General features: G+C 71.8%; 20 protein-coding genes. 2 read left to right on the top strand and 18 right to left on the bottom strand.

What is annotated here, in order from left to right:
- Positions 1-9: 9 nt before the first annotated feature.
- Positions 10-4,581 (bottom strand): glutamate synthase large subunit, encoded by a 4,572-nt coding sequence (gene gltB / locus ABD978_RS37160; protein ID WP_345365141.1) that lies wholly within the window; start codon positions 4,579-4,581, stop codon positions 10-12.
- Between the two features lie 261 nt (positions 4,582-4,842).
- The gene (locus ABD978_RS37165; protein ID WP_345365143.1) at positions 4,843-5,889 is read right to left on the bottom strand and encodes a hypothetical protein; all 1,047 of its coding nucleotides are present in this window, start codon (positions 5,887-5,889) and stop codon (positions 4,843-4,845) included.
- Between the two features lie 166 nt (positions 5,890-6,055).
- On the opposite strand from ABD978_RS37165, the gene ABD978_RS37170 reads away from it, so the two are divergent.
- Positions 6,056-7,576: a bis-aminopropyl spermidine synthase family protein gene (locus tag ABD978_RS37170; protein ID WP_345365145.1), complete on the top strand. Its 1,521-nt coding sequence runs from the start codon at positions 6,056-6,058 to the stop codon at positions 7,574-7,576.
- A gap of 63 nt (positions 7,577-7,639) precedes the next feature.
- On the opposite strand, the gene ABD978_RS37175 is transcribed toward ABD978_RS37170, so the two are convergent.
- The 13 genes from ABD978_RS37175 to ABD978_RS37235 form a co-directional block, all read right to left on the bottom strand.
- Positions 7,640-8,611: a hypothetical protein gene (locus tag ABD978_RS37175; RefSeq protein ID WP_345365147.1), complete on the bottom strand. Its 972-nt coding sequence runs from the start codon at positions 8,609-8,611 to the stop codon at positions 7,640-7,642.
- 208 nt (positions 8,612-8,819) lie between these two features.
- On the bottom strand, positions 8,820-9,581 hold the full coding sequence (locus ABD978_RS37180) for a hypothetical protein (protein ID WP_345365149.1): 762 nt from the start codon (positions 9,579-9,581) through the stop codon (positions 8,820-8,822).
- A 197-nt stretch (positions 9,582-9,778) separates the two neighbouring features.
- A complete protein-coding gene (gene lgt, locus ABD978_RS37185; RefSeq protein ID WP_345365151.1) occupies positions 9,779-11,308 on the bottom strand; it encodes a prolipoprotein diacylglyceryl transferase in 1,530 nt (509 codons plus the stop codon).
- 305 nt (positions 11,309-11,613) lie between these two features.
- Positions 11,614-12,450: a DsbA family protein gene (locus ABD978_RS37190; RefSeq protein ID WP_345365153.1), complete on the bottom strand. Its 837-nt coding sequence runs from the start codon at positions 12,448-12,450 to the stop codon at positions 11,614-11,616.
- A gap of 46 nt (positions 12,451-12,496) precedes the next feature.
- Positions 12,497-13,183, bottom strand: coding sequence for a MauE/DoxX family redox-associated membrane protein (locus ABD978_RS37195; protein WP_345365155.1), 687 nt, complete (start codon positions 13,181-13,183; stop codon positions 12,497-12,499).
- Between the two features lie 114 nt (positions 13,184-13,297).
- Positions 13,298-14,128: a tryptophan synthase subunit alpha gene (trpA, locus tag ABD978_RS37200; protein WP_345365293.1), complete on the bottom strand. Its 831-nt coding sequence runs from the start codon at positions 14,126-14,128 to the stop codon at positions 13,298-13,300.
- Positions 14,129-14,145: 17 nt separating this feature from the next.
- Positions 14,146-15,372 (bottom strand): tryptophan synthase subunit beta, encoded by a 1,227-nt coding sequence (trpB, locus tag ABD978_RS37205; RefSeq protein WP_345365157.1) that lies wholly within the window; start codon positions 15,370-15,372, stop codon positions 14,146-14,148.
- A gap of 110 nt (positions 15,373-15,482) precedes the next feature.
- Positions 15,483-16,289, bottom strand: a complete 807-nt coding sequence (gene trpC / locus ABD978_RS37210) for an indole-3-glycerol phosphate synthase TrpC (protein ID WP_345365159.1) — start codon at positions 16,287-16,289, stop codon at positions 15,483-15,485.
- A 219-nt stretch (positions 16,290-16,508) separates the two neighbouring features.
- Positions 16,509-16,949 (bottom strand): DUF2752 domain-containing protein, encoded by a 441-nt coding sequence (locus tag ABD978_RS37215; protein ID WP_345365161.1) that lies wholly within the window; start codon positions 16,947-16,949, stop codon positions 16,509-16,511.
- Positions 16,950-16,989: 40 nt separating this feature from the next.
- Positions 16,990-17,793: a response regulator transcription factor gene (locus ABD978_RS37220; protein WP_345365163.1), complete on the bottom strand. Its 804-nt coding sequence runs from the start codon at positions 17,791-17,793 to the stop codon at positions 16,990-16,992.
- The gene (locus ABD978_RS37225) at positions 17,794-18,381 is read right to left on the bottom strand and encodes a Trp biosynthesis-associated membrane protein (protein ID WP_345365165.1); all 588 of its coding nucleotides are present in this window, start codon (positions 18,379-18,381) and stop codon (positions 17,794-17,796) included.
- Complete coding sequence (hisI, locus tag ABD978_RS37230) at positions 18,378-18,746, bottom strand: phosphoribosyl-AMP cyclohydrolase (RefSeq protein ID WP_345365167.1); 369 nt, start codon at positions 18,744-18,746, stop codon at positions 18,378-18,380. Before hisI ends, ABD978_RS37225 begins: the two co-directional genes overlap by 4 nt.
- Positions 18,747-18,755: 9 nt before the next feature.
- Complete coding sequence (locus tag ABD978_RS37235; RefSeq protein WP_345365169.1) at positions 18,756-20,222, bottom strand: MDR family MFS transporter; 1,467 nt, start codon at positions 20,220-20,222, stop codon at positions 18,756-18,758.
- A 122-nt stretch (positions 20,223-20,344) separates the two neighbouring features.
- Between ABD978_RS37235 and ABD978_RS37240 the strand changes: the two genes are divergently transcribed.
- Positions 20,345-20,896, top strand: coding sequence for a PadR family transcriptional regulator (locus ABD978_RS37240; RefSeq protein WP_345365171.1), 552 nt, complete (start codon positions 20,345-20,347; stop codon positions 20,894-20,896).
- Positions 20,897-20,912: 16 nt separating this feature from the next.
- On the opposite strand, the gene ABD978_RS37245 is transcribed toward ABD978_RS37240, so the two are convergent.
- The 3 genes from ABD978_RS37245 to ABD978_RS37255 form a co-directional block, all read right to left on the bottom strand.
- Positions 20,913-21,116 carry a cold-shock protein gene (locus tag ABD978_RS37245; RefSeq protein WP_252799752.1) on the bottom strand — a complete coding sequence of 68 codons (204 nt, stop codon included), beginning with the start codon at positions 21,114-21,116 and terminating at the stop codon, positions 20,913-20,915.
- Positions 21,117-21,403: 287 nt separating this feature from the next.
- Entirely contained in the window at positions 21,404-23,179 is a 1,776-nt protein-coding gene (locus ABD978_RS37250) for an ABC transporter ATP-binding protein (protein ID WP_345365174.1), read from the bottom strand.
- Complete coding sequence (locus ABD978_RS37255; RefSeq protein ID WP_345365176.1) at positions 23,176-24,981, bottom strand: ABC transporter ATP-binding protein; 1,806 nt, start codon at positions 24,979-24,981, stop codon at positions 23,176-23,178. Before ABD978_RS37255 ends, ABD978_RS37250 begins: the two co-directional genes overlap by 4 nt.
- Positions 24,982-24,985: the final 4 nt, after the last annotated feature.

The raw sequence follows: 24,985 nt of genomic DNA on the forward strand, positions 1-24,985 counted from the left end.
TCTCCCCCTTCACCCGTTGCTGGCGGCCATGACGGCCTGGTCGGCGTCGCGTCCCTCGGCCTCCGCGGCGGCGCGGGCGGTCAGGACTCTCTTGTAGTCACGCGGCATGACCTTGCTGAAGCGGCCGGCCGCGGTGTCCCAGTCGGCGAGCAGCGCGGCGGCCACCGTCGATCCGGTCTCGGTGTGGTGGCGCTCGACGATGTCCCGCAGGTAGGCGAGGTCGTCGGCGTCGAGCGGATCGAGGTCGACCATCTCGGTGTTGAGGCGGTCGGTCCGCAGGTCCAGGACGTACGCGATGCCGCCGGACATGCCGGCCGCGAAGTTGCGGCCGGTCGGGCCGAGGATGATCGCCCGGCCGCCGGTCATGTACTCGCAGCCGTGGTCGCCGACGCCCTCGACGACGGCGGTGGCGCCGGAGTTGCGGACGCAGAACCGCTCGCCGACGACGCCGCGGACGAACGCCTCACCGGACGTCGCGCCGTACAGCATGACGTTGCCGGCGATGATCTGCTCCTCCGCGCTGAACGGCACGTCCAGCGGCGGGCGCACGGTGAGGCGCCCGCCGGACAGGCCCTTGCCGACGTAGTCGTTGGCGTCGCCGACGAGCCGCAGGGTGATCCCGCGCGGCACGAAGGCGGCGAACGAGTTGCCGGCCGAGCCGGTGAAGGTGACGTCGATGGTGTCGTCGGGCAGGCCCTCGCCGCCCCACTTCTTGGTCACCTCGTGGCCGAGCATCGTGCCGACCGTGCGGTTGACGTTGCGGATCGGCATCTCGAGCGTCACCTGGTCGCCGTAGGCGATGGCGCCCTCGGCGAGCTGGATCAGCGTGTTGTCCAGGGCCTTCTCCAGGCCGTGGTCCTGTTCGGTGACGCGGCGCAGCGCCGCGCCGTCGGGCAGGTCCGGCCGGTGCAGGATCGGGCGCAGGTCCAGGCCCGCGGCCTTCCAGTGGTCGACGGCCTCGGCGGTGTCGAGGAGGCCGACCTGCCCGATCGCCTCGTCCAGGGACCGGAAGCCGAGCGCGGCCAGGTACTCGCGGACCTCCTCGGCGATGAACTCGAAGAAGTTGACCACGAACTCCGGCTTGCCGCTGAACTTCTTGCGCAGCTCCGGGTTCTGGGTCGCGACGCCGACCGGGCAGGTGTCGAGGTGACAGACCCGCATCATCACGCAGCCGGAGACGACCAGCGGCGCGGTGGCGAAGCCGTACTCCTCGGCGCCGAGCAGCGCGGCGATGACCACGTCGCGGCCGGTCTTCATCTGCCCGTCGGTCTGCACGACGATGCGGTCGCGCAGGCCGTTGAGCAGCAGCGTCTGCTGGGTCTCGGCGAGGCCGAGCTCCCAGGGCGCGCCGGCGTGCTTGATCGAGGTGAGCGGCGAGGCGCCGGTGCCGCCGTCGTGCCCGGAGATGAGCACCACGTCGGCGTGCGCCTTGGACACGCCCGCCGCGACCGTGCCGACGCCGACCTCGGCGACGAGCTTGACGTGCACGCGCGCGGCCGGGTTGGCGTTCTTCAGGTCGTGGATGAGCTGGGCGAGGTCCTCGATCGAGTAGATGTCGTGGTGCGGCGGCGGGGAGATGAGCCCGACGCCGGGCGTGGAGTGCCGGGTCTTGGCGATCCACGGGTACACCTTGTGGCCGGGCAGCTGGCCGCCCTCGCCGGGTTTGGCGCCCTGCGCCATCTTGATCTGCAGGTCGTCGGCGTTGGTGAGGTACTCCGAGGTCACGCCGAACCGGCCGGAGGCCACCTGCTTGATCGCCGAGCGACGCAGGTCGCCGTTGGCGTCGGGCGTGAACCGCTCGGGGTCCTCGCCGCCCTCACCGGTGTTGGACTTGGCGCCGAGGCGGTTCATCGCGATGGCGAGGGTCTCGTGGGCCTCGGCGGAGATCGAGCCGTACGACATCGCGCCGGTGGAGAACCGCTTGACGATCTCCGCGGCCGACTCGACCTCCTCGATCGGCACCGGCGGGCGTACGCCCTCGCGCAGCTTGAACAGGCCGCGCAGGGTCATCAGCCGCTGCGCCTGCTCGTCGACGAGCTTCGTGTACTCCTTGAAGATCTCGTACCGGCGGCTGCGGGTGGCGTGCTGCAGCTTGAAGACCGTCTCGGGGTTGAACAGGTGCGGCTCGCCCTCGCGCCGCCACTGGTACTCCCCGCCGACCTCGAGGGTGCGGTGCGACAGCTCGTTGCCGCCGGGCGGGAACGCGCGGCGGTGGCGCTGCGCGACCTCCTCGGCGAGCACGTCGAAGCCGATGCCGCCGAGGCGGGAGGTCGTGCCGGCGAAGCACTCGGCGATGACCTCCTCGCCGAGGCCGACGGCCTCGAAGATCTGCGCGCCGGTGTACGAGGCGACCGTGGACACGCCCATCTTGGACATGACCTTCAGGACGCCCTTGCCGTACGCCTTGACAAGGTTGCGGACGGCCTTGGCCGGCTCGATCTCCAGGACGCCGGTGGCGACCAGGTCCTCGACGGTCTCGATGGCGAGGTACGGGTTGACGGCCGAGGCGCCGTACCCGATGAGCAGCGCCATGTGGTGGCACTCACGGGCGTCGGCGGTCTCGACGACCAGCCCGACCCGCGTGCGGCTCTTCTCCCGGATCAGGTGGTGGTGCACCGCGCCGGTGAGCAGCAGCGACGGGATCGGCGCCCGGTCCACGGTGGCGCCGCGGTCGGACAGGACGAGGAGGCGGGCGCCGTCGCGGATCGCGGCCGAGACCTCGGCGCAGATCTCCTCCAGGCGGTGCCGGAGCGCCTCGCCGTCGCCGGTCACGTCGTACAGGCCGGAGACGACGTACGGCTGGAGGTCGGCCCGGTCGCCGTCGTCGTTGATGTGGATGATCTTGGCCAGTTCCTCGTTGTCGAGGATCGGCGTGGGCAGCACGAGCCGGCGGCAGGACTCCGGACCGGGCTCGAGGAGGTTGCCCTCCGGGCCGAGCGTCGACTGCAGGCTCGTGACCAGCTCTTCGCGGATGGCGTCCAGCGGCGGGTTCGTGACCTGGGCGAACAGCTGCTTGAAGTAGTCGAACAGCTGCCGCGGGCGGTCCGACAGCGCGGCCAGCGGCGTGTCGGTGCCCATGGACCCGATCGGCTCGGCGCCGTTCTTCGCCATCGGCGCCAGGATGATCTTCAGCTCCTCGTTGGTGTAGCCGAAGACCTGCTGCCGCTTGACGAGCGTCTCGTGCGAGGGCACCTCGCCCTCGTGCAGCTCCTCGACGACGCGCAGCTCGCGCTCGGGCAGCTCCTCGAAGCGCACGAGGCCGTCGCGGAGCCACTCGGCGTACGGGTGCTCGCGGGCGAGCTCGGCCTTGATCTCGTCGTCCTCGACGATGCGGCCCTGTGCCGTGTCGACGAGGAAGATCTTGCCGGGCTGCAGGCGGCCCTTGCGGACGACCTTGGAGGACTCGATCTCCAGGACGCCGGCCTCGCTGGCCAGGACGACGAAGCCGTCGTCGGTGACCCAGAAGCGTCCCGGGCGCAGGCCGTTGCGGTCCAGGACCGCGCCGACGACGGTGCCGTCGGTGAAGGTGACGCTCGCCGGGCCGTCCCAGGCCTCCATCAGCGTCGAGTGGAACTCGTAGAAGGCGCGCCGTTCGGCGTCCATCTCGGTGTGGTTCTCCCACGCCTCGGGGATCATCATCAGCACCGAGTGCGGCAGCGACCGGCCGCCGAGGTGGAGCAGCTCCAGGCACTCGTCGAAGGAGGCCGTGTCGCTGGCCTCCATGTCGATCACCGGGAAGATCCGGGACAGCTCGCCCGGCAGCAGGTCGGACTTGAGCAGCGCCTCGCGGGCCCGCATCCAGTTCCGGTTGCCCTTGACCGTGTTGATCTCGCCGTTGTGCGCGATGAACCGGTACGGGTGGGCCAGCTCCCACGCCGGGAACGTGTTGGTGGAGAACCGTGAGTGCACCAGCGCGATGCCGCTGGTGTAGCGCCGGTCCGACAGGTCCGGGAAGAACGGCTCCAGCTGCGGGGTGGTCAGCATCCCCTTGTAGACGATCGTGCGGCTGGACAGGCTCGGGAAGTACACCCCGGTGTCCTGCTCCATGCGCTCGCGGGCGCAGAAGACGATCCGGTCGAGCTCCAGCTCCCGCGCGCCGTTCCGGGCGCTGAGGAACAGCTGGGCGAAGTGCGGCATGACCGCGCGCGCCGTCGGCCCGGTGAACTCCGGGTCGTACGGGAGCTCGCGCCAGCCGAGGACGGTCAGTCCCTCCTCGTCCGCGATCCGCTCGATGACGGCCACGGCCTCGGCGCGCTTCGCCTCGTCCATGGGCAGGAACGCGATGCCGGCGGCGTACGCGCCCGGCTCGGGCAGCTCGAACCCGAGGACCTCGCGGAACAGGGCGTCGGGCAGCTGGGTGAGGATTCCGGCGCCGTCGCCGTCGTCCGGTTCGGCGCCCTTGGCACCGCGGTGATCCAGGTTACGCAGGACGGTCAAGGCCTTGACGATGATGTCGTGGCTCTTGCGACCATTGAGGTCGGCGACCATGCCGACGCCACAGGCGTCATGTTCACCCGCGGGGTCGTACAGACCTTGACGCTCAGGGCGTCCCCGGCCCGGAATCATGGCAGCAGGCACCATCAACCCTCCCGTCGTCTCGTTACGCTCCTCGTCAGTGCAGTCCGGGACGACGTTGGCCCACTGCGGTGTCTAGAGATTACAACACTGCCTGATTCATCCCCGACGCGGCGTGATCGCGAAACTTCGACAATCTTCCGCACCTTGTACCAACCGGGTCCTTCATCCGGTTGTTCCGGTCCGGGGAAGGCAGTCCGACCTGCCGCGATGCCGGCGGAGGGCACCACCGCCGGCAGGCTCAGCGATCTTCCAGATTGGTCGGTTCTAGCCCACGTTCCGCTGGAACAGGAACGTCTTGCCCGCGCGCTCCGTGAGCGACGCCGGGGCGATGGTGTCGCTCTCGGACCCGGAACCGTCCGCGGATCCGGCCCAGCCGATGACGACGAAGTGACCGTACGCACCGCCGGACGCGCCGGTGGCGCCCTTGCCGAAACGGTCCACCGGCGAGGCGCCCGACACGGGCTGGAAGAAGCCCTTCGCGGCCGCCTCCGGGTCCATGTCCTGGATCAGCGTGTTGGCGGCGTTGACGTCCCGCAGGTTGAAGATCACCAACTGGCCGACCCATTTCTGGTCGGTCGAGACGTACGCGGCCCGGATCGCCTGCGTGCACCCGTAGCTCTGCAGCGCCGTCTTCAGCGCCGGGCCCCACACCGTGCTCCCGCAGTCCGTGTCCAGCCGCCCGGTGCCCTGCAGCTGCATCGTGATGTGCTCGATGTTGTTGGTCTGGGCCTTGGCCTCGCCGTCGCTGAAGACCTCGCCCAGCGTCATCGCCCTGGAATCCTGCGCGGCCGTGTTCAGGTTGTTCCACAGCGACCAGGACTTGGTGGCGTTGTAGTAGGACGGCTTGTACTGACCGGCCGCCGTGCCCGGCTGTCCGCCGGTCTGTCCCGGTCCGGGCGTCCCCACCGCGGCCGGCGACGGCCCCGTCTTGTCCTTGTCCTTCCCGCCGTTCGCGGCGATGAAGTAGGCGCCGCCCAGCACGCCGCCCACGACGACGACGGCGGCGGCGATCGCTCCGACGACCAGACCGGTGTTCTTCTTCTGGGGCGGGCCCATCGGCGGCTGCCCCATCGGCCCCATCGGGCCCATCGGACCCATCGGCGGCTGGCCCATCGGTCCCATCGGAGGCTGCATCTGCGGAGGCTGCATCTGCGGCGGTCCCATGGGGACCCCGGCCGCCATCGTCTCCTGGTGCTGCCAGCCGGCACCGGACGGGTCGTATCCGCCCTGCGGGGGCGGCGCGCCCCACCCGCCGGACTGGTCTCCAGGGGGCTGCTCGCCAGGACCGTTGGGCGGGTACGGGTAACTCATATCGCGATCTCCTCTGATGACATCGCCTCTTCGATGGGAAAACCCCGGGCGCGGTTCCCTCCCATTTTTGATGGAAGAAGCCTAGAGCGTGGTTCCCTCCCATTCGGCCGGATTTCGCACCTCCGTGCTGGACGCCATGTCCGAGGGACACCTCTACGCTGGACGCATGTCCGAGGTACCCGAGGAGGCCGCGCGTCTTCTGGAGGGTGTCGGGGCCCGCCGCCTGCGCCACGCCCTCACACTGCTGACCGATGACCGTTCGTGGGACGCCGACGCGCTCGTACGCGCGACCGCCGCGCCCCGCCGGGCGGTCGACGCGCTGCTGGCGGCGCTCGGGGACGACCTGGAGGACGGCCGGATCCGCCGCGACCGCGTGGCCGCCTACCGGCCGCTGGCCGCCCCCGCGATCATCGCCGACCCGGTCGCCCACCTTCTGCCCAAGCACGCCGACGCCGTCGCCGAGATGGCGGCGCTGATCGCGGCCGCGCCCCGCGCCCGTACCGCGCTGGACCACGTCGCCGCGACCGCCGACACGGCCGTACGGCGGGCGCTGCTGCTCGGCGCCCGGTTCTGGCTCGGCTCCGCGCGGCTGCTGTGCGTCGGCGACCACGACCTCACGTCCCTGGCGGTCGCGCTGACCCACCCCGGGGTCGAGATCACCGTGGTCGACATCGACGACCGCATCCTGGAGTTCATCGGCGCGGAGGCCGCCCGGCGCGGCCTGCCGATCCGCTGCCGGTTCGCCGACCTGCGGCTGGGGCTGCCGCCCGGCGCGCGGGAGTGGGCCGACCTCGTCTTCACCGACCCGCCGTACACCCCCGAGGGCGTCGCGCTGTTCACCCGGCGCGGCCTGGAGGGGCTGCGGGACCACGACTCCGGCCGGGTACTGGTGGCGTACGGCGCCAGCGAGGGCACCCCCGCGCTGGCACTGAAGGTTCAGGAGGCCATCGGGCCGCTGCACCTGGCGTACGAGGCGATCTGGCCTGACTTCAACCGCTACGACGGGGCGCCGGCCATCGGGTCCGCCAGCGACCTGTACGTCCTGCGGCCCACGAGCCGCACCTGGAAGACGCTCGGATCCACGACCGCCGGCACCCGGATCTACACGCAGGGGCCGCAGGCGGTGGAGGCCCCGGAACGGCCCCTCGAGGCCGCCGCCGAGCCCGCCGACCTGCTGGTCGGCGACTGGCCCAAGGGTTTCGCGCCCGGCACGCCCCGGGTGCACCTGGCGACCTGGCTCGCCAAGCCGTACGCCGGCCGCACCGGTGACGTCGTCATCGCGCTCCCGGCCGGGTACGACGCCCTGCTGCCACGCGTGCTGCTCGCGTCGCGGGCGGAGCGCGTGCGGGTGCTCACCCCCGCGACACTCCCCCGATCCCTCAAGGGCGTGCTCGCGGCGGTGTACCACCTGAAGACGGCACCCGGCGAGATCGTCGCGTCCCGCGTCGAGCCGCCCGGCGGCACCGGAGCCGTCCTCCGCCACATCCTCGACCGGCCGCACGGCCGGGTGGCCAACTCCTGGCGGGAAGGTCTCATCCGGCACGCCGCCGGTGACCTGACCAAGAACCAGGCGCGTGCCCGGATCCAGGAGGCCGCCCCCTGGCTCGGCGACGCGACCGTGCTGGACCTGCCCGCCCACCGGCTCGCCGACCTTCCCGACGCGGTACGGCGGACGCTCACCCCCTGATCCCGGACCGCGCGGCGTGGCGCACGCGCAGCACATGACGGCGAGTGGGCTGCGGGGCGGGCGTCAGCCCTGCTGGCCCTTGTCGGCGACGCGCCCGACGATGGCGGGCGGGGGGCCGATCGTGACGAGCAGCGACACCAGCTTCGGATCCGTCTCGCTCCCGGAGCCGTCCGCGCGCCGTACCCAGGTGATCACCGCGTAGTGGCCCATCGCCACCCCGCGCGCGGTGCTGAACCCCTGGCCGAACGCCCCGTCCTCGCCCAGCGGGCGCACGAACCCGTTGCCGGTCCGTGGATCGGCCGCCGCGACGAGCCTGTCGGCGGCCGTGGAGTCAGCCAGGTTGAAGATCGTCACCATGGCCGTGAAGTTCTTGTCGCCGTAGACCCCGCGCGTCGTCTGGGTGCAGCCCGACTGCTGCAGGAGCCGGATGAGCGGCTGTCCCCACACGGTGTCGGCGCACCGGGCGTCCAGCTTGGACGCCGTGAGTTTCAATGACGCCTTGGCGTCCTGATCCGAGATCTTCTTCTCGTCGAAGACCTCGTTCGCGGTCAGGGGGGAAGGATCGGCGGTGCGCTTGGCGATCGGCGCGAACACGGCCGTCGAGGATGCCGCGGAGTACACCGAGGGCAGCGGGCCGCCGGCCGGTGCGCCCGCCTGCTCCGGCCCGGTCGGCTTCGGGTCGTCGTGGAGCAGCACGAACACGCCGGCGGCGGCGATGAGCGCGACGACGAGGAGGACTCCGGCCGCGGCGAAGTACGCGGCGGGCGGCACGGCGCTGGGGCCCGTCTCACCGCGCGCGGGCAGGGCCGGCAGCTTGATCGCCGGGATCCGGAGCGACGGACGCGATCGTCGTGGCTTCTCCGCCTCCGGATCGTCCTGTCCCTCCCAGCCGGGAGGGCGCCCGCCGTTCCACGCGGACGGCTCCTGTCCCTCCCAGGCCGGGGGCGGTCCGTCGTTCGGTCCGGACGGCGGCCGCCCCTCCTGGGCGGGGGGCTGTCCGCCGTGCCATGCCGACGGCTGTCGCCCCTCCCCCATCGGAGGTCGTCCGTCGTTCCACGCGGGCGGCTGCCGCCCCTCCGTGGCCGGGGGGTACCCGCCGTTCCAGGCGGGAGGTCGCCCTGCGTCCCAATGTTGAGGCGGCGCGCCGTACCCCGGCGACGGCGGCGGGGCGTTCCCCTCGGGGGGCGGCGGGGCGTTCTCGTCGCCGTGGTCGGCAGGCGACCCGGACCGCCGGCGCGAACGCCTATTCACTGGCGAGGACGAGTCGTTCCCAGACGAAGTCGTCGGCCCGCTCGATGGCGATACTGGCGTCCAGGAGCTCGTTCATCGTCTGCGGCTGGGCTCCGCCGGCCTTCTCGACCCAGCTGACGACCACGTAGTGGCCGAACGTCTGGCTGTAGGCGGCGCTGAACCCGTTGCTGAAGTTCGTCGATCCCTTCACCGCGAGCGGGGAGACGAAGCCCGCGCCGCTGGCGGGGTCCAGGTCGCGGACGATCTGCTCGGCGCCCTGCTGGTTCTCGAGGTTCAGCGCGAGGAACTGGCCGACGTACTGCTTGTCGTTGCTGACGTACGCGCCGCGGGCGATCTGGGTGCAGCCGTACTTCGCCAGGTCGCTCTGGAGCTCCTGCCCCCAGGTGGCGGCCTTGCAGTCACCGGCGAGGTCCGATCCGGCGAGCGTGAAGGTGTACTTGCCGTGGGTGACGGTCTTGTCGTCGTCGCCGAACACCTCGTTCTTGTTCAGCGGACGCTTGTCCTTGGTGCGCTGGGCCAGCTTCTTCACCTGGGAGTTGGCCGGGGTGTTGACGTACACCTTGGGCGTCACCCGCGTCGCGGCGGCGGCCTGCGGCTTCTTGTCGCTGCCACAGGCGGCGACGAGGAGCATGGCCACCGCGGCACCACCGATGACCAGAAGGTTCCGCTTGGATCTACCGCCCGAGCCTTGTGCGGCGCGGCGTCCCCGCGACGGCCGACCCTGCTCCCGATCCTCGTAACCCATCTCGCTCACGAGCCGTGAGCTTAGCGAACCTCCACGGACGAGATGTCCATATCGCCGCTCTGCCCCATTTTGTCGCACAGTTTGTGGCGTACCCCACGCGCCGACAGGGCGTCCGCCCGCCCTGCGGAGCGGGCCATCACACCCGGCGCGGTCCGTCACCCCGGCGCGACCCGTCACCCCCGCGGGCGGTCACGCCCGGCGGGCCATCACGCCCTGCGGGCCGCCGACGACCGGTCGGCGGTGTCCGCCGGAGCGGACTCGGCGTCCTGGGACGCGCGCTCGCCGGTAGCGCCGGTCCCGGTCTCGTCCGCGCCGGTCGCCGGCTGAGCCTCATCGGCATCCGCCGCCCCGCCGTCATGGCTCTCGGCGTCGGGGGTCTCGGCGTCGGCCGCCTTGGACGTCCCGCTGTCCGCCGCCTTGTCCGCTGCGGCCGATTCGCCGGTCGCCGTGGCGGGCGCGGCCTCCGTACGGTCGCCGTCCTCGGCCTGGCCGTCGACCTCGCCGCCCGTGGCCTCGTCGTCCGCGTTGTCCGCGTTGTCCGTGGCCTCGTCGTCCGTGGCGTCGCCCGTCGCGGGCTTGCCGTCCTCGGCCTCGGCGGGCTCGACGGCCGCCGCCTTCGCCGGCCCGTCGTCCTTTGTCTCGCCGGGCTCAACGGCCGCGGTCTTGCCGTCCTTCGCCTCGGTCGGCGCCGGGTCGGATTCGGCAGCCGTCGTGTCATCCGGCTCGGCAGGCTCCGCGTCGGCCTCGGCGGCCGTCGGCTCCGCGTCCGGCTCGGAGCCCGTCTCCGGGACCGCGTCGGCGCCCGTCTCCCGGGCCGGGTCGGAGTCGGACGGCTCCGCCGTGGCGTCGCCGTCCGTGGTGGCCGGTTCGGCCGGGTCCACGGTGGCGTCGCCGGCATCCGCCGCCGTGCCCAGGGCGCCCGGCGGGTTCTCGGTCCTGTGCCGCTGGAGGTACATGTAGGCCACCGCGCCGAGGAACACGATCAGGCAGGTCCAGTCGTTGAGCCGCACGCCCAGGATGTGGTGCGCCTCGTCGATGCGCAGCCACTCGGTCCAGGCCCGGCCGACCGTGTAGGCGGCGACGTACAGCGCGAACGCACGGCCGTACGCGAGCCGGAACCGCTTCTCCGCCCAGATGACCAGGACGGCCACGCCGACGCACCAGAGGCACTCGTAGAGGAAGGTCGGGTGGTAGGTGGCGATGTCGGCGTACTTCGCGTCCGACGGACGGTGCGCCGGGTCGATCTTCACCGCCCAGGGAAGCTTGCTGGGCCGGCCGTACAGCTCCTGGTTGAACCAGTTGCCCCAGCGTCCGATCGCCTGGGCGAGGGCGATGCCCGGTGCCGCGGCGTCGGCGAACACGCGCAGCGAGATGCCCCGGCGGCGGCAGCCGAGGTAGGCGCCGAAGGTGCCGAGGGCGATGGCCCCCCAGATGCCGAGCCCGCCGTTCCAGACCTTGAGCGCGTCGATGGGATGGTGCCCGTGCCCGAAGTAGAGCTGGTGGTCGGTGATGACGTGGTAGAGGCGCCCGCCGACCAGACCGAACGGCACGGCCCAGACCGCGATGTCGACGACCGTCCCCGCCGCGCCGCCGCGCGCCACCCAGCGCCGCTCCCCGAGCCAGACGGCGACGATCACCCCGATGATGATCATCAGGGCGTACCCGCGGAGCGGGAGGGGTCCCAGATGGATGCTCCCCTGCGACGGGCTGGGGATGAAGGCGAGCGGCTGCTGCATGGGATGTGAGATTACCGCCTGGCGGACACGCGGAGGCGCGGCGGCGGTGAAGATCAGGCGTCGAATGTACGGGATCGCGCGCTCCTCCGGCATGCGATTCGCCGGAGACGCCCGCTCCGTCCGACTCCGCGCCGCTCCGCGGCGGCGCCTTGCCTGCTCGGGCCCTCAGATCACCGCGTGATCCACTGGGCCGGCTCCGGCCGGGGACGTGGAAAGAGGGACGCGGCCGGTGGCCGCGCCCCTCTTCTTTCCGTCGGTCCGCGACGGCCGGCGGGCAGCGCCATGGTCGGCGCCGCCCGCGGCCGTCACTGGGCGGTCTTGGAGGGTGACGCGCTCGCCGAGCCGCTCGGCGTCGTCGACGGGGACGCGCTCGGCGTCGCGTCGACGGGCTTGGCGGCCAGGACGGCCTTCTCCAGCGCGGACGGCTTGAGCAGCACGTTCGTCAGGTCCAACGACTGGCCGTTGAGGTAGACGGTCGGCGTGCCGGTGACGTTACGGGTCTGCTCCGCGTACTTCGTGACCGCCTCGAGCTGGCTCTGCTTCTGCAGGCCCTTCACGCACTGCTCGAAGGTCGGCGTGTCGAAGCCGAGCTTCTTGGCCCAGCCGATGAGGTCCTTGTTGGAGAAGCCGTTCGAGCCCTCCGCCGGCTGGTTCTTGTAGATCATGTCGTGGTACTGGACCCACTTGTCCGCCGGAGCGCACAGCGCGGCGTTGGCCGCCCGCTGGGAGTTGCCCCGGATCGGTTCCTCCCGCTGCTGGAACAGCCAGAACGGGTAGTAGACGACGTTGACCTTGCCCTCGGCGGCGAGCTTCTTGACGGTGTTGCCGCTGGTGCTCTCCATCTCGTGGCAGATGGGGCACTGGAAGTCCTCGAACATCTCCAGCTTGGGCGCCTTGATCCCCGGCTTGCCCATCAGGACCCCGCCGTCGGCCAGGCGGGTCGCCGGCGCGATCGCACCGGTGTAGGTGTTCTTGTCCTTCTTGTTCACGACGTACACGGTGACGATCACGGCCAGCGCCACGATCGCGAGAGCGCTGATGGCGATGGTCAGGGCGCGCATCCGCTGTTGTTTCTGCGCCTGACGCTTGCGCTCCTCCGCCAGCCGCTCGCGGGCCGACCGCTGTCGAGCGGCCTTACTCATCTGGTCTCCTAGTTGATATTCGTTGAGCGCTCGGGCCGGGTGATGCTCAGGCGTACATCCCGAGCGCCCGGTCGAGCGCGAATTTGCCGCGCGGGTACAACATCAGCCAGGCGGCGAGAGCGAGGAAGCCGAGGTCTCGGAAGACCTCTCTAAGGTAGTGGGTCTGGCCCTTGGCCACCGTGCCGCCACCACCGAAACAGCCGCAGTCGATGGACAACCCGCGTGCGGCCACGGAGATGATTCCGGCGATGAAGACGAGGAACAGCAGACCCACGCAGATCGCCATGACCCTCGTGGCGAAGCCGAGAAGGATCATCGCGGCGAGGACCATCTCCAGCACCGGCAGACCGAGGGCGACCGGAGTGACCATGCTCTGCGGCAGGATGCGGTACGCGGCCACCGCCGTCTTCTGCAACGCGGCGGGCTCGGTGAACTTCGCGTATCCGGCGATCCCGAGGATGCCCGCGAGCCCCACGCGCACGACGAGCGTGATCCACTCCTGGTAGCGCTCCGGCAGCGACGGCAGGCGGACCCGCCCGGCCGCGTCGGTCCCGTCGTCGACGGTCGTGACCTTGGCGTTCGCGGGGCGGGCCGCCGCGTTCGCGGGGCGGGTCTTACCGCCTCCCGGTCCGCCCCGCCCGCTCGCGGGGGTCTTCCTCCCGCTCGCGGGCCTGGACGCCCCACTGCTGGCCTTGGTGCCACGCCCGGCGGAGTCAGCCTTGGCTTCAGCCACTGTCGTTCCTCACCCTGAGATGATCCCGGCGCGCGCCAGCATAGGCGACGAGAATGTAAGGACGCCGTCAAGCACGGGGTAGATCCTGTCACCTTCGGGACGGGAGTGCCCGCGCTATCGCCGGACGCCCGCCGCGAGTTCGGCGGTGAGGCGGCGTACGGCGTCGATCCCGGCCTCGGGGGACGGCGCGTCGAGCAGCCTCCGGATGAACGCCGACCCGACGATCACTCCGTCCGCGAAGCCCGCGACCTGCGCGGCCTGGTCGCCGTTGCTCACGCCGAGGCCGAGCCCGACGGGCAGCGGGGACCGCCCCGCGATCGCCTTGCGGGTGCGTTCGACCAGGTGCGCCGCGCCGGTGTCGACGGCGGTGCGCGCCCCGGTCACGCCCATGAGCGAGGCGGCGTACACGAAGCCGCGGGACAGACCGGTGATCGTGGCCAGGCGCTCGTCGGTGGAGCTCAGCGCGACCAGGAACACCCGGTCGAGGTCGTACGCGTCGGAGGCGGCGAGCCACGGCTCGGCCTCCTCCGGGGTGAGGTCCGGGGTGATCAGGCCCGAGCCGCCCGCCGAGGCCAGGTCACGGGCGAAGGCGTCGACGCCGTAGCGGTCGACGGGGTTCCAGTACGTCATGACGAGCGTGCGCACGCCGGTGGCGGCGACCGCCTCGACCGTGCGGAACACGTCGGCGACCCGGAACCCGCCGGTCAGCGCCTGGTGGACGGCGTCCTGGATGGTCGGGCCGTCCATGAGAGGGTCGGTGTAGGGCAGGCCGATCTCGATGACGTCACAGCCGGCCTCGACCATGGCCGTCGCGGCGGCGATGGCCCCCTCGTACGAGGGGAACCCCGCGGGCAGGTAGCCGACGAGCGCGGCCCGCCCTTCCGCCTTGGCCCGCTCGAAAGCCGTCGCGACGGTACGCGCCGGCGCGCCCTCGGTCCGTTCCATGACCTCACTCCGCTCACTCATCGGACCGACCCCTCGCCCTCGACCAACCCGAACCATTCGGCGGCCGTGTGCATGTCCTTGTCGCCCCGGCCGGAGAGGCAGACCACGATCGTGGCGTCCGGGCCGAGCTCGCGGCCGACGCGGAGCGCGCCGGCCAGCGCGTGCGCGGACTCGATGGCGGGGATGATGCCCTCGGTGCGGCACAGGAGCGCGAAGGCGTCCATGGCCTCGGCGTCGGTGACGGCCTCGTAGGTGGCGCGGCCGCTGTCGTGCAGCCAGGAGTGCTCGGGGCCGACGCCGGGATAGTCGAGCCCGGCCGACACCGAGTGGGTCTCCAGGGTCTGGCCGTCCTCGTCCTGCAGCAGGTAGGTGCGCATGCCGTGGATGACTCCGAGGGACCCGCCGACGAGGGTCGCGGCGTGCTTGCCGGTCTCGACGCCGCCGCCGCCGGCCTCGAAGCCGTAGAGCCGGACGCCCTCATCGGGGACGAAGGCGTGGAAGGCGCCGATGGCGTTCGACCCGCCGCCGACGCAGGCGACGACCGCGTCGGGCAGCCGCCCGGTCAGCTCGAGGACCTGCTCGCGGGCCTCGACGCCGATGATCCGCTGGAAGTCGCGGACCATCATCGGGAACGGGTGCGGGCCCATGACCGAGCCGATGCAGTAGTGGGTGTCCTCCACGGTCGCCACCCAGTCGCGGAACGCCTCGTTGCAGGCGTCCTTGAGGGTGCGGCTGCCGGTCTTGACCGCGACCACCTCGGCGCCGAGCATCCGCATCCGGGCGACGTTCAGCGCCTGGCGGACGGTGTCGACCTCGCCCATGTAGACGACGCACTCGAGACCGAGCAGCGCCGCCGCGGTCGCGGTGGCGACGCCGTGCTGGCCGGCGCCGGTCTCGGCGATGATCCGGGTCTTGCCCATGCGCTGAGTGAGCAGCGCCTGCCCCAGCACGTTATTGATCTTGTGCGAACCGGTGTGGTTGAGGTCCTCGCGCTTGAGGAGGATCCGCGCGCCGCCGGCCTCCGCGCCGAACCGCTTCGCCTCGGTGAGAAGGCTGGGCCGCCCGGCGTACGTCGCCAGCAGGTGGTCGAGCTCGCCGCGGAACGCCGGGTCCGCCATGGCGGTCTGGTAGGCGGTGGTGAGCTCGTCGAGCGCCGCCATGAGCGCCTCGGGCGCGAACCGGCCGCCGAAGGGGCCGAAGTGCCCGGTCAGATCAGGAAGAGAGCGTGCGGAATCGATGGTCATCACAATGGTCCTGTCGCAGGTGGGTAAAGCCGATCCGATCAACTGGAATGCCGATTCAGGCCCGCCATCGCTCGCGAAGGATCATGCCCACAGCTTACTTGCTCCGCCGCCTACTTGCCCTGGCGCAGGGCCGGGTGCGTCCCGGCGGCGACGAGGTCGGACACCGCCGAGCGCGGGTCCTTGCCGATGACGAGGCTCTCCCCGACGAGGACGGCGTCGGCCCCGGAGGAGGCGTAGGCCAGCAGGTCGTGCGGCCCGCGCACACCGGACTCGGCGATCTTCACGATGCCGTCGGGGATCTGCGGCGCGATCCGGGCGAAGGTGCCGCGGTCGACGCGCAGCGTGGTCAGGTCACGGGCGTTGACGCCGATGACCTTCGCGTTCGCGTCCAGCGCGCGCTCCAGCTCCTCCTCGGTGTGCACCTCGACGAGCGGCGTGAGCCCGATCGACTCGGCCCGCTCGATCAGGGAGATCAGGGCCTGCTGCTCGAGCGCGGCCACGATCAGCAGCACGAGGTCGGCGCCGTACGCCCGCGCCTCCCAGAGCTGATAGGAGGAGACGACGAAGTCCTTGCGCAGCACCGGGATGTCGACGCGGTTGCGGACCGCGGCCAGGTCGTCGATGCTGCCGCCGAAGCGGCGACGCTCGGTCAGCACGCTGATCACGGCGGCGCCGCCGGCCTCGTAGTCGGCGGCGAGCGCGGCCGGGTCGGCGATCGCGGCGAGCGCGCCCTTCGACGGGCTGCACCGCTTGACCTCGGCGATCACCGCGACGCCCTGGCCACGCAGTGCGCCGATCGCGTTAAGCGGCGATGGGGCGTGGGTGGCCATCCGCTTGAGCGCGTCGAGCGACACGGCCTCCTGCCGCTCCGCAAGATCTGCCCGGACGCCGTCCAGGATCTCGTCGAGCACGCTCACGAGCCCACCCTCCCCGCTCTCATGGAAGGCGTCCGCGACGCCGCTCTGCCGAACCGGTCGCCCATATGCCCTCCCCGCTGATCGCTCGCCGGACGTCCGCACCGCCGCCGCGTCGAGCCCTGTCGCACGAGCTCACTCACGGAACGATCCCCCCTGCCGGACGGTCGTGTGTCTCGATCGTAGCCCCGCCGATGCGATGCGCCTTGCCGGGGTGGAAGATCACGGCGCCAGGGCACGTCCGGCAGGGAGATTCCGGACGACCCAGTACACCAGGATGACCACGGTGAACCCGATGATCACGGCCGGGTGGAGGATTCTGGACCGCACCGGCCGTCCCCTCCGCGCCGCCGACACCCATCTGACCCAGAGGTAAGCCAGGAATGGCAGTGTGGCGAAGGCCAGCGGGTTGCGGCCGAACGCCTCGGTCAGATGTCCGTGGCCGATCGCGTGGATCATGCGCAGCGTCCCGCAGCCGGGACAGTAGTACCCGGTCACGGCGAGGAAGGGGCAGGTCGGGTAGTGCCCCGGATGGTTGGGATCGACCATCGTGACGTAGCCGGCCGCGCCGATCACCCCGGCGAGGACGGCGTACGGCGACCAGCGCGCCCTGCGGTGACCCGCCCGCGTCATCGGCGGGCTCTCGAACCGTCCCACTGTCACGCTCTCAGCGTACGGCCGGACGGGTCGCGGGGTCGGCGGCTCAGACATCGGCGACATAGCCGACGCCGCGTACGGTGCGCAGCGGGCTGCCCGCGCCCAGCTTGGCGCGCAGCTGGGCGATGTGGACGTCGACGGTGCGGACGCCGGCGGCCTCGGTGTTCCCCCACACGGCGACGAGGAGCTGGTCACGGCCGAAGACCCGCCCCGGATGGCCCATCAGGAACGCCAGCAGGTCGAACTCCACGGCGGTCAGCGCCTTGGGCACCCCCGCCACGGTGACCGAACGGGCGCCCGGGTCCAGCACGACGTTCCCGGCCCGCAGGACGTCGTCCCGTGGCGCGGCGGCCCGGTGGCCCCGCAGGGCGCGGCCGAGCGTGGCCAGGAGCACCCGGGGGCTGAACGGGCGCGGCACGGTGTACCCGCCGGGCGCCGTCATGCCCGGCGGCACCACGGACACGACGACCGCCGGACCGGCGGCCTCCGCGAGGTCCCGGTACACGCCGGTGGTCAGGTCGAGGACGATCGCGTCGGGTCGCAGCGTACGGGCGAGTCCGGCGGCCGCGTCCGGGTCGCCGACGAGCCGGACGCGGTATCCCTCGCGGGTGAGGTAGAGCCGGATGAGGTCGGCGACGCCCGGATCGTGCTCGACCACCAGCACGGTGGCGCGGGCCGCCGCGCCCGATCCGGCTCCCGGCCGCGGACGCGGGACACGGGCGCCCGGCGCGCCGTCGGCCCCGGCCGGTCCCGGCGGGGTGTTCGACGGTGGTCGCCACCGCGAGCGCGGGGCTCGGGGGTCCGGCGCGGCCCCCTCGCCGGCCGGTCCGGCCGGGGCGCGCCCGCTCAATCAGTGCTCCTGGAACTCGTCGCGGGTGGGGTCGTCGCCGCGGTCGAGCGACTTCCACAGCGAGGCGGGGTCGTCGCTCGTGCGCGGGGCGGTGCCCGGCCGGTCGTAGCGGGCGGACATGCCGGGCCAGCGCCGGCCGCGTACGACGGTGAGCAGCCCGGCGGCGGCCAGCAGGATCCCGCCCGCCATCGCGACGATCCACCAGCCGCTCACGTGCACGGACAGGTCGCCGGTCAGCCGGGTGAGGTTGGTCCGGTCGGCGGCGGCGGACACCACCCGCGCGTGGCGGACGGCCAGCGGCGACAGCACGGCGATGAGCACGCCGAAGCCGGTCAGCAGCACGCCCACGGCCGTCCGCGCCCAGCCGCGCGTGGCGAGCAGCGCGGCGATCCCGGCGAGCCCGACCAGGCCGAGAGCGGCGATGCCGCCGCTCAGCGACCTCCCGGTGAGGTGCTGCAGCGACGGCACGAGCTCCGGGCCACCGCGTACGGTGACGGTCGCCCAGGTCCGGCCGGTGAACCCGGCGGCGAGCCCCGCACCCACCGCGCCGAGCAGCGCGGCGGCGGCGAGTTCGCGGCGGGTGGTCACTGGGGACGCTCTCCCACGGCCGGGTCGAGGCGGTCGGCGTCCCAGCAGGTGCGGTCCCCGGTGTGGCAGGCGGCCCCGACCTGGTCGACCTTGACCAGGATTGCGTCGCCGTCGCAGTCGAGGGCGACCTCCTTGACCCACTGCTGGTGGCCGGAGGACTCCCCCTTCACCCAGTACTCCTTGCGGCTGCGCGACCAGTAGGTGGCGCGGCCGGTGGTCAGCGTGCGGTGCAGGGCCTCGTCGTCCATCCAGGCCAGCATGAGTACCTCGCCCGTGTCGTACTGCTGGGCGATGGCCGGGACGAGCCCGTCTTCGGTCCGCTTGAGACGATCGGCGATCTTGGGGTCCAAGGACATGACATCCATTGTGCCGCCTCACTCGACCGTGGGGGCGGAGGGGGCGAGGCGCCGCAGCGGGGACTCGGGCATCAGGGCGAAGACCACCAGCGCGATGGCGGCGCCGGCCGCGCCGAGCCACGGGATCACGGTCGCGGTGGCGGACGCCGACGCGGCGGCCAGGCCGTGCGCGGGGGCGGCGGCGCGCACGTGGGAGGCGTACGCGGTACCGGCGATCGCCAGGGCGACCGACCCGCCGACCTGACGGAAGAAGGTGATCTTGCTGGTGGCGGTGCCGATGTGCTCCGGTTCGACGGCGTTCTGCACGGCGATGGTGAGTCCGGACAGCATCGGCCCGATGCCCAGTCCGATCAGCGCCATCCAGCCGGCCAGGACCCAGACGCCGGTGTGGACGCCGATGCCCGCGCACAGGAGCGATCCGGCGGCGAGCAGGGCGGGGGCCGCGACCAGCCAGGGCTTGTACCGCTTGGTCCGGCTGATCAGCGCGCCGGTGACGAAGCTGCCGGCCAGCATGCCGAGCATCAGCGGGTAGACCTTCAGGCCGGAGGTGCTGGCGCTGTCGCCGTGCACGCTCTGGAAGTAGCGGGGCAGGAAGATGATGGCCGCGTACATGCCGAAGGCCGTGAAGAACGAGCCGACGTTGGCCGCCGTGTAGGTGCGGTTGCGGAACAGGCCGAGCGGCACGATCGGCTCGGCGGCGCGCCGCTCGACGAGGACGAACGAGACGAGCAGGACGATCGAGGCGGCGATCGGCGCGGCGACGGTCCCGCTCGTCCACGCGTGGGTGGCGCCGGCGGCCGTCGAGCGGCCCTTCTCGGTCAGGCCGTACAGCAGGAGCCCGATCGCGGCCGCGAAGACCGCGATCCCGAGGTAGTCGGGCCGGGCGGGGACGCGCTCGCGGCGCCGGTGGGGCAGGCGGAGGGCGATCACCGCGAGGACGACCACGCCGATCGGCAGGTTCACCAGGAAGACCCAGCGCCAGTTCGCCTGCTCGGTGAGCAGGCCGCCGAGGTAGGGGCCGGCGACGTAGCTGAGGGCCATGACTCCGCCGACCGCACCCTGGATGCGCCCGGAGTTCTGCGGCGGGAACAGGTCGGCGACCAGCGCGAGCGACAGCGGGATGAGCGCGCCGGCGCCGAGGCCCTGGACCGCGCGGAAGGCGATGAGCTCGGGCATGTTCTGCGCGGCCGCGCACAGCGCGGAGCCGGCGAGGAAGACGGTGACCCCGATCAGCAGGAGCGGCTTGCGGCCGTGCACGTCGGACAGCCGCCCGTACAGCGGCACGGTGATCGTCGAGGTCAGCAGGTAGGCCGTGACGACCCAGGTGTAGAGGTCCTCGCCGCGCAGGTCCGCGACGATCCGCGGCAGCGAGGTGCCGACGATCGTCTGGTCCAGCATCGCGAGGAACATGCCGCCGAGTACGGCGACGATCAGCAGACCCGTCTTGGGCCCGCGTGCCGTGTCCGGCGGCGCGGTGCTCGTCATGGCCGACATCTCGATCCCTTCTCACACGTTCGATCAACGCGTCGATACCAACATGTGAGAGCCGACATGTCAACTTCAACATGTCTGTCTATGACATGTCGACATCGGGCTATCCTGGGCGGATGTCACTGCGCGCAGCACTGCTGGCACTGATCGAGGCGGGCGGACCGTCCAGCGGCTATGACCTGACCAAGCGGTTCGAGGGGTCGCTCGCCTATGTCTGGCAGGCGAGCCACAGCCAGATCTATCCCGAGCTGAACCGCATGGCGGCGGACGGACTGCTGCGGGTGGAGGCGGAGGGCTCGCGCGGCCGCAAGACCTACTCCATCACCGCGGCCGGCAGAAGCGAACTGCACCAGTGGCTGCTCGAGACCAAGCCGGAACAGCGCGTGCGCAATGAGGGGGCGCTACGGGCCTTCCTGATTCCCCTGCTCCCCCGGGAAGAGGCCCTCGGCCTGCTGCGGGAGGAGTTGCGTCACGTCGAGGCGAGGAGAGCCGAACTGGAAACACTGTGCAGTGACGTCGGCGAGTCCAGTTTTGGGCGTTATGCCCTTGAAAGGGGCCTTCGGCACTTGGTCGCGTCGCGCGAGTGGGCGCTCTGGGCGATCGAGCGGCTCCAAAAAAGCGAAGAGGCCCGTACCGAAACGGCACGGACCCCGACGGGTGAACTTTGACCGAACGTTTTCGGTACTACAGCGGACGGACCTGGTCCGCCTGCGGGCCGCGGTCGCCCTGGACGACCTCGAACTCCACGCGCTGATTGTCCTCGAGCGTACGGTATCCGTTGGTGGCGATCGCCGAGTAGTGGACGAAGACGTCCGGACCACCGCCGTCAATGGCGATGAAGCCGAACCCCTTGTCGGCGTTGAACCACTTCACGGTGCCCTGGGCCATGCCTAACTCCTTGCCGGACAAACAAAACCCACACGTCGTGGGTCACTTTGTGGTTGCCGCGGGTGTGCGCAGGCCCTTGAAGAAGCAAGAACACGCCCGCCAGTCATCGGTCCGCGGGCGTCTGGCAAACGAACGTGGAACTACGACAACAACCGGTTTGAGTTTACCAAGTTCGGTGCTCTGTCACACGCCCCGGTGCGAAAGACTGTTTTCCACCGTCGATATTCCCCGCCGTTCTCGCGGCAACCCACCTCCGACCGGCGAGAACGGCGCGGGAGTCCGGCAAATCAAATCTTCAACTGTGCCGCCCAGGACGCGTACAACTCGGCATATCGTCCGGATTCGGCCACCAACGCGGCGTGCGGCCCACGCTGGACGAGATGTCCCTGGTCGAAGACGAGGACCTCGTCGGCCGCCTCGGCGGTGGACAGCCGGTGGGCGATCGAGACGGCGGTACGGCCGCGGGTGACGCTCTCGATGGCCCGCTGCAGGCGCACCTCGGTGGCGGGGTCGACGGCGGAGGTCGCCTCGTCCAGCACCAGCAGGTCCGGGTCGGCCAGGTACGCCCGGGCCAGCGCCACGAGCTGCCGCTCCCCCGCCGACAACGACTCGCCGCGCTGCCCGACCGGGGTCGCCAGCCCCTCGGGCAGGCCGGCCAGCCAGTCGCCCAGGCCGAGTTCGGCCAGCGCCCCGCGGATGTCCTCCTCGGACGCCTCGGGCCGCCCGAACCGGAGGTTGTCGGCCAGGGACGCGTCGAACAGGAAGCCGTCCTGCGGGACCATCACGATCCGCTCCCGCAACGAGGAGAACCGCACGTCGGTCAGCGGCACTCCGTCGACCAGCACCCGCCCCGACGCCGGGTCCATCATCCGGGTGAGCAGCTTGGCGAAGGTGGTCTTGCCCGAGCCGGTCTCCCCCACGACCGCGATCCGGGAGCCCGGGGCGATGCGCACGGACACGTCGTGCAGCACGGTCGGCCCGCCCGGATAGGCGAACGACACGTCCTCGAACCGCACGTCGATCGCGCCCCTGGGCAGTACGGTCCCCGCCGGGCCGGGGTCGGCGACGTCCGGCGTCGTGTCCAGCACGCCGAGCACCCGCCGCCAGCCCGCGATGGCGTTCTGGGCGTCGTTGAGGACCTCGGTGGCGACCTGCAGGGGGCTGACGAACAGCGTGACGAGGAACAGGAACGCCACCAGCTCCCCGGCGGTGAGGTGGCCCCCGACCCCCAGCGCCGTGCCGGCCACGACGACGCCGGCGGTGGCGATCGCCGAGGCCAGCTCGGTCGAGGGGAAGGTCAGGGCGACGAGATTCTGCGCCCGTACCTGCGCGTCGCGGTACGCGCCGACGGACTCGTCGATCCGCCGCTCGGTGCGCTCCTCGGCGCCGTACGCGCGGATCACGGACGCGCCGACGACCGACTCGCCCACCGCCGACAGCATGTCGCCGACCCGCTCGCGCACGGCGCCGTACGCCTTCGACAGCCAGCGCTGGAAGACGCGCAGCGCGTACGTCAACGGCAGGAAGACGACCCAGACGAGCAGCGTGAGCGGCCAGGAATAGACGGCCATGAGCACGGTCGCCACGACGAGCTGGCCGCCCGCGATGATGATCATCAGGCCGCCGTACTGCATGAACTGGCTCATCTGGTCGACGTCGCTGGTGACGCGGGAGACCAGCGACCCGCGCCGCTCGCCGCTCTGGGTCAGCATCGACAGGTCGTGCACGTGCCGGAAGGCGCGGACGCGCAGTGCCGCCAGGCCGCTCTCGCTGGTGCGGTACAGACGGACGTTCATCAGGTACGCCGCGACGGCCGTCAGGACGACGGCGGCGGCGCACATGAGGACCGCGGTGCGGATGAAGGCGATGTCGGGCCCGCCGTGGGCGCGCAGGCCCCGGTCGAGCGTCTGCTGCACGGCCACCGGGACGACGATCCGCCCGACGGTGGCCACCAGCGCCAGCAGCAGTGTGCCGACGATGCCGCGCCGGAACTCCGGGGTGAGCCGCAGCCCCTGGCGCAGGGTGGCGAGCCCGGACGCCGGGCGGCTCTCGAGGGCCGTCATGCGACCGCCTCCTCGTTCTCTTCGTCCTCGTCCGGCACGGCTTCGTCCGGTACGGCTTCGTCGGCGGCGCGCTCGTAGGCCGTGACGAGATCCCGGTATCCGGCGGACCGTTCCAGCAGTTCCTTGTGGGGGCCCTGGGCGACGACGCGGCCGCGTTCGATGTAGACGACGTCGTCGGCCAGCTCGATGGTCGCCTTCCGGTAGGCCACGACCACGACGGTGGCGGCGGAGTCGCGCAGCCCGTCGAGGATGCGGGCCTCCACCTGGGGGTCGACGCTGGAGGTCGCGTCGTCGAGCACGAGCAGCCGCGGGCGCCGGACCAGGGCGCGGGCCAGCGCGAGCCGCTGCCGCTGCCCGCCGGACAGCGTGGTGCCGCGCTCCCCCACGTGGGTGTCCAGGCCGTCGGCGAGCGCGGAGACGAACCCGTCGGCCTGGGCCAGCCGGATCGCCTCCCACACGTCGTCGTCCGACACGTCCAGGCCGAGTGTCACGTTGCCGCGCACGGTGTCGTCGAACAGGAACGCCTGTTGCGGCACGAGCGCCGTCGTCGCCGACAGGCCGTGCCGCTCGACGTCCCGCGCGTCGACGCCGTCGAGCAGGACCTGCCCGCCGGCCGGGTCGACGAGGCGGACGAGCAGGTTCGTGAGCGTGGACTTGCCGGATCCGGTGGGGCCGACGACCGCGATCGTACGGCCGGGCTCGGCGGCGAAGGAGACGTCGTGCAGGACGTCGTCGTCGGTGTAGCCGAACCGCACGTCGCGCGCCTCCAGGCGCGCGGGGCCCGCCGTGTCGACGGACCGGTCGCCGTACGGGAGGGAGCCGGTGGCGTGCAGGACGTCCTGCACGCGTTCCCAGCCGACGACGCTGCGCGGCACCTCGGCCAGGACCCAGCCCAGCGCGCGGATCGGGAAGGCCAGCAGGGTGAACAGGTACGCGACGTGCACCAGGTCGCCGGGCGACATCGCGCCGGACCGCAACCGGATCGACCCGACGAGCAGGACGGCGAGCACGCCGAGGTTCGGCAGGGCCTCCAGGACGGGGTCGAACAACCCGCGGATGCGGCCGACCGCCACGTTCGCGTCGCGCAGCTCCGCCGCGACGGCGGCGAAGCGCTCGGTCTCGTCCGCCTCCCGGCCGAGGGTCTTGACGACCAGCGCGCCTTCGAAGCTCTCGTGCGCGACCTCGCTGACGCCCGCCCGCAGGCGCTGCGCGTGCGCGGCGACGGGGGCCAGCCGCCGCTGGTAGATCACGTTCAGGCCGGCGATCGCCGGGAAGACGAGGAAGCCGACGATCGCAACGACCAGGTCGGTGGTGAGGATCGCGATCGCGGCGATGATCAGCATCAGCACGACCCCGAGCGCCATGGGCAGCGGGGCGAGGGGGGCCCAGGCGGCCTCGACGTCGGCGTTGGCGTTCGACAGGAGCCGGCCGGTGGGGTGTCTCTGGTGCCAGGCCAGGGGCAGCCGGAGGTACTGGCGGGTGACCGCGCGCCGGTAGGCCGCCTGCATGTTGTACTGCACCATCCCGGCGTACAGGCGCCGTCCCGCGACGCCGAGCGCCTTCAGCAGGGCCACGCCGACGATCGCCAGGCTGCCGAGGACGAGCGCGCCCGTGGTGGTGCGGCCGTCGCGGAAGGCCGGCAGGACGACGTCCTGGGTGACCCGGCCGAGGACCCAGGCGCTGCCCACGGTCATCGCCGCGTACAGCCCGCTGCTGAGCACGGCGGCCGTGAGGAGACGCGGCTCGGCCCGGGCGGCGACCCAGAGGACGGCCGCGCCCTTTTTTAGGATGTCCGATGTCACTTTT

The organism is Actinoallomurus liliacearum, from assembly GCF_039542035.1.
Taxonomy (GTDB): domain Bacteria; phylum Actinomycetota; class Actinomycetes; order Streptosporangiales; family Streptosporangiaceae; genus Actinoallomurus; species Actinoallomurus liliacearum.

Bases quoted from the DNA above. Each gene is read 5' to 3' on its own strand.
- lgt (WP_345365151.1), bottom strand. From the start codon at position 11,308: ATGCAGCAGCCGCTCGCCTTCATCCCCAGCCCGTCGCAGGGGAGCATC.
- ABD978_RS37170 (WP_345365145.1), top strand. From the start codon at position 6,056: ATGTCCGAGGTACCCGAGGAGGCCGCGCGTCTTCTGGAGGGTGTCGGG.
- gltB (WP_345365141.1), bottom strand. From the start codon at position 4,581: ATGGTGCCTGCTGCCATGATTCCGGGCCGGGGACGCCCTGAGCGTCAA.
- hisI (WP_345365167.1), bottom strand. From the start codon at position 18,746: ATGGATGTCATGTCCTTGGACCCCAAGATCGCCGATCGTCTCAAGCGG.
- ABD978_RS37235 (WP_345365169.1), bottom strand. From the start codon at position 20,222: ATGACGAGCACCGCGCCGCCGGACACGGCACGCGGGCCCAAGACGGGT.
- trpA (WP_345365293.1), bottom strand. From the start codon at position 14,128: ATGGAACGGACCGAGGGCGCGCCGGCGCGTACCGTCGCGACGGCTTTC.
- ABD978_RS37190 (WP_345365153.1), bottom strand. From the start codon at position 12,450: ATGAGTAAGGCCGCTCGACAGCGGTCGGCCCGCGAGCGGCTGGCGGAG.
- ABD978_RS37165 (WP_345365143.1), bottom strand. From the start codon at position 5,889: ATGAGTTACCCGTACCCGCCCAACGGTCCTGGCGAGCAGCCCCCTGGA.
- trpB (WP_345365157.1), bottom strand. From the start codon at position 15,372: ATGACCATCGATTCCGCACGCTCTCTTCCTGATCTGACCGGGCACTTC.
- ABD978_RS37245 (WP_252799752.1), bottom strand. From the start codon at position 21,116: ATGGCCCAGGGCACCGTGAAGTGGTTCAACGCCGACAAGGGGTTCGGC.
- ABD978_RS37250 (WP_345365174.1), bottom strand. From the start codon at position 23,179: ATGACGGCCCTCGAGAGCCGCCCGGCGTCCGGGCTCGCCACCCTGCGC.
- ABD978_RS37175 (WP_345365147.1), bottom strand. From the start codon at position 8,611: ATGGGGGAGGGGCGACAGCCGTCGGCATGGCACGGCGGACAGCCCCCC.
- ABD978_RS37240 (WP_345365171.1), top strand. From the start codon at position 20,345: ATGTCACTGCGCGCAGCACTGCTGGCACTGATCGAGGCGGGCGGACCG.